General features: G+C 67.3%; 3 protein-coding genes. All 3 read left to right on the top strand.

The features are described 5' to 3' along the window. A partial coding sequence (locus tag GX543_RS13810) for a hypothetical protein (protein ID WP_290852671.1) occupies positions 1–621 on the top strand: 621 nt, incomplete at its 5' end. Positions 622–805: 184 nt separating this feature from the next. Further along, positions 806–1,285 carry a cold-shock protein gene (locus tag GX543_RS13805; protein WP_290852673.1) on the top strand — a complete coding sequence of 160 codons (480 nt, stop codon included), beginning with the start codon at positions 806–808 and terminating at the stop codon, positions 1,283–1,285. Position 1,286: 1 nt separating this feature from the next. Beyond that, complete coding sequence (locus tag GX543_RS13800; RefSeq protein ID WP_290852670.1) at positions 1,287–2,588, top strand: deoxyguanosinetriphosphate triphosphohydrolase; 1,302 nt, start codon at positions 1,287–1,289, stop codon at positions 2,586–2,588. Positions 2,589–2,832: the final 244 nt, after the last annotated feature.

The raw sequence follows: 2,832 nt of genomic DNA, 5'->3' as shown, positions 1-2,832 counted from the left end.
CTGGCCGCCAAGACCGCGCTCGACAACATTCAACCGACCGATGCCGCCGGTGTCATCGAGGGCATCGAGGCGGCCAACGCGCTGCTGAAGAAGCTCGGCATCACCCCCTTCACGCCGACCCTCGGTGCCTGCACCGATTTCACCTTGGCGCCGGCGCTCGGTGGGGCCATGCCTGGGCCGAGTACGCCGTTGCTGGGTGATCTGACGTTCAAGGTGTTGGGTAAGGAGATCGACATCAACGCCATCCGCAAAGGTGAGATCATGTACGGCTTCGTTCCGGTCGGCGTGTTCAACGACTCGGGCAGCAAAAAGGGCATGCAGGTCGCCTGGTTCAACGTCAACACCTTCCAGGGCAGTTTGAGTGAGCCGATGGACGGATTGGGCGAGACGATCGTCAATGCGGTGGCGAAGCGACTCCAGGCGGCGGGCGTTCCGGGTGCCGAGGGCATCGCGAAGGGCCTGCTCGGCCCGGTCACCGACATTCTCCCGTCCAACGGCGTCCGCGGTGGCCTGGTTAAGACCGGTTCGGGCACCGTCCTGTCGGCCATCTACGGAACCGTCAAGAAGGGTGATGCCACCTGCTACTTCTTCCCGTCGCTGGGTATCGCTACCGCGAAGTAAGCGCTGCGTTCCTCGGCCCCCGCTCTCGATCTGAGTGGGGGTCGAAGCCTTTGCTGTGCAATTCCGATCACGACCAGGCATTTCGGGTGGGTCAACGGTGTCGGATGAGGCATAGTAGTAGAAGAGTTCGTCGCGCGGGCAAGGGGTTCGCGGTGTGGGCGTGCTTGAAGAGAGAGAGTTTGTGGTGGCTGTTACCGGCAAGGTTGTGCACTTCGATACCAACCGTGGATTTGGATTCCTGGCTCCTGCCGAAGGCGGCGACGACGTCTTCCTGCACATCAACGATGTCGGCATCGACGAGAGCCTGCTGCGCCCCGGCGCCGAGGTCGAGTTCGAGGTCGAGAGCACCGATCGCGGCTCCAAGGCCCTGAACGTCCAGGTCACCAAGGAGGCCCCGGAGGGTGAGTCCCCCGCCGCCGAGCGCGCGCACCGTCGCGACGACAACCGCGGACGCTTCGGCGATCGCGATCGCGGCGACCGTCGCGACGACCGCCGCGGTGGCCGCGACGACCGCGCACCGCGTCGTCCGCGCAGCGGTGGCCGCCTCTCGGGTGAGATCACCGACCTGCTCCTGGAAGCGTCGCCCGACCTGACCTCGCGTCAGATCCTCGCGATCCGCGCAGGCGTGCTCGACCTGATCTCGCAGCGCGGCTGGCAGGACTAGTTTGACCCAGCCCGATCGCGCTGCCGCGTCGCCCGCGGTGGCGATCTACGACGCCCACGACACCGAACGCATGGTGGTCGAAGCGCCGAAGATCGCCTCGGGGGCCGGTGCGGAGAGCGATCATCGCAGCGACTTCGCCCGTGACCGCGCTCGAGTGCTGCACAGCGCGGCCCTGCGACGGCTCGCTGACAAGACGCAGGTCGTCGGCCCGCGTGAGGGCGACAACCCGCGCACGCGTTTGACGCATTCGCTCGAAGTGGGCCAGATCGGCCGCGGTATCGCGGTCGATCTGGGCTGCGATCCCGACCTCGTCGAACTCGCCGGGCTGGCGCACGACATCGGGCATCCGCCGTACGGGCACAACGGCGAGCGTGCGCTCGAAGAAGTGGCCCGCGACCGCGGCGGCTTCGAGGGCAACGCGCAGAACTTGCGGATCCTCACCTCGCTGGAGCCCAAGATCGTCGGGCCCGACGGCGAGAGCGCAGGCCTCAACCTCACCCGCGCCGCGCTCGACGCGACGCTCAAGTACCCGTGGTCGCGCCAGGCGCCCGGGACCAAGTACGGCGCCTACGTCGAGGACGAGCCCGCCCTGAAATGGGTGCGCGACGGCGCTCTCGACGGTCGCCGATGCCTGGAAGCCCAGGTGATGGACTGGTCGGACGACGTCGCCTACTCCGTGCACGACCTCGAGGACGGCGTAATCGGCGGTCGTATCGACCTGCGGCAGTTGAGCTCGCGGGACGACCAGCAGGTGCTCGCCGAACTCGGCATGCGCTACTTCGACGGACTCTCGTCCGAGCCGCTGGTCGACGCCGCCCAGCGGTTGTCGGAGATGGAGATCTTCGCTTCGCTCGGCGATTTCGACGGTTCGCTCGACGCGTCGGTGCGCCTCAAGCGGCTCACCAGCGAGCTCATCGGCCGATTCGCGCACGCCGCGGTCAGCCAGACACGCGCCGTCGAAGGCGATCGTCCGCTGCGCCGCTACGACGCCGACCTCTCGGTGCCCGCCGACGTCGCCGCCGAGGTGGCGGTGCTCAAGACCGTCGCCCTCCGCTTCATCTTCTCCGACTCCCGTCACCGCGCGAAGCAGGACCGCCAGCGCGAACGGATCCACCGCGTCGCCGAGATGCTCCTCGTGACCGCGCCCGGCGGCCTCGACCCGATCTTCGCCGCCCGCTGGGCCGTGGCCGCCGACGACGACGACCGCATGCGCGTGGTGGTCGACCAGATCGCCTCGATGACCGAAGGACGATTGGAGCGCCTCGACAAGTCCGGTGCCGCAGTCCAGGCGACGTTGGGCTAGGGCCCAGCTGATCGAGTGCGAGCCTCCCTTGCTGATGAAGTGCCCGCGAACGAAGGTTGCGAGCCTCCTTTGCTGATCGAGTGCCCGCGAACGAAGTGAGCGAGCGTATCGAGATCATCCGGACACGCTGACCCGCCACCCCGCCCATCTCCGACTTCCGTAGCCAATGACACCCCAGAAGTCGAATTCCCTACGGAGATCTGCCGCGCCGGCGATCGCGACCTATAGTGGGGCGCGACCACCG

It is taken from the genome of Gordonia sp. (in: high G+C Gram-positive bacteria), assembly GCF_012515855.1.
Taxonomy (GTDB): domain Bacteria; phylum Actinomycetota; class Actinomycetes; order Mycobacteriales; family Mycobacteriaceae; genus Gordonia.
This window is presented reverse-complemented; position numbering and strand designations above follow the sequence as displayed.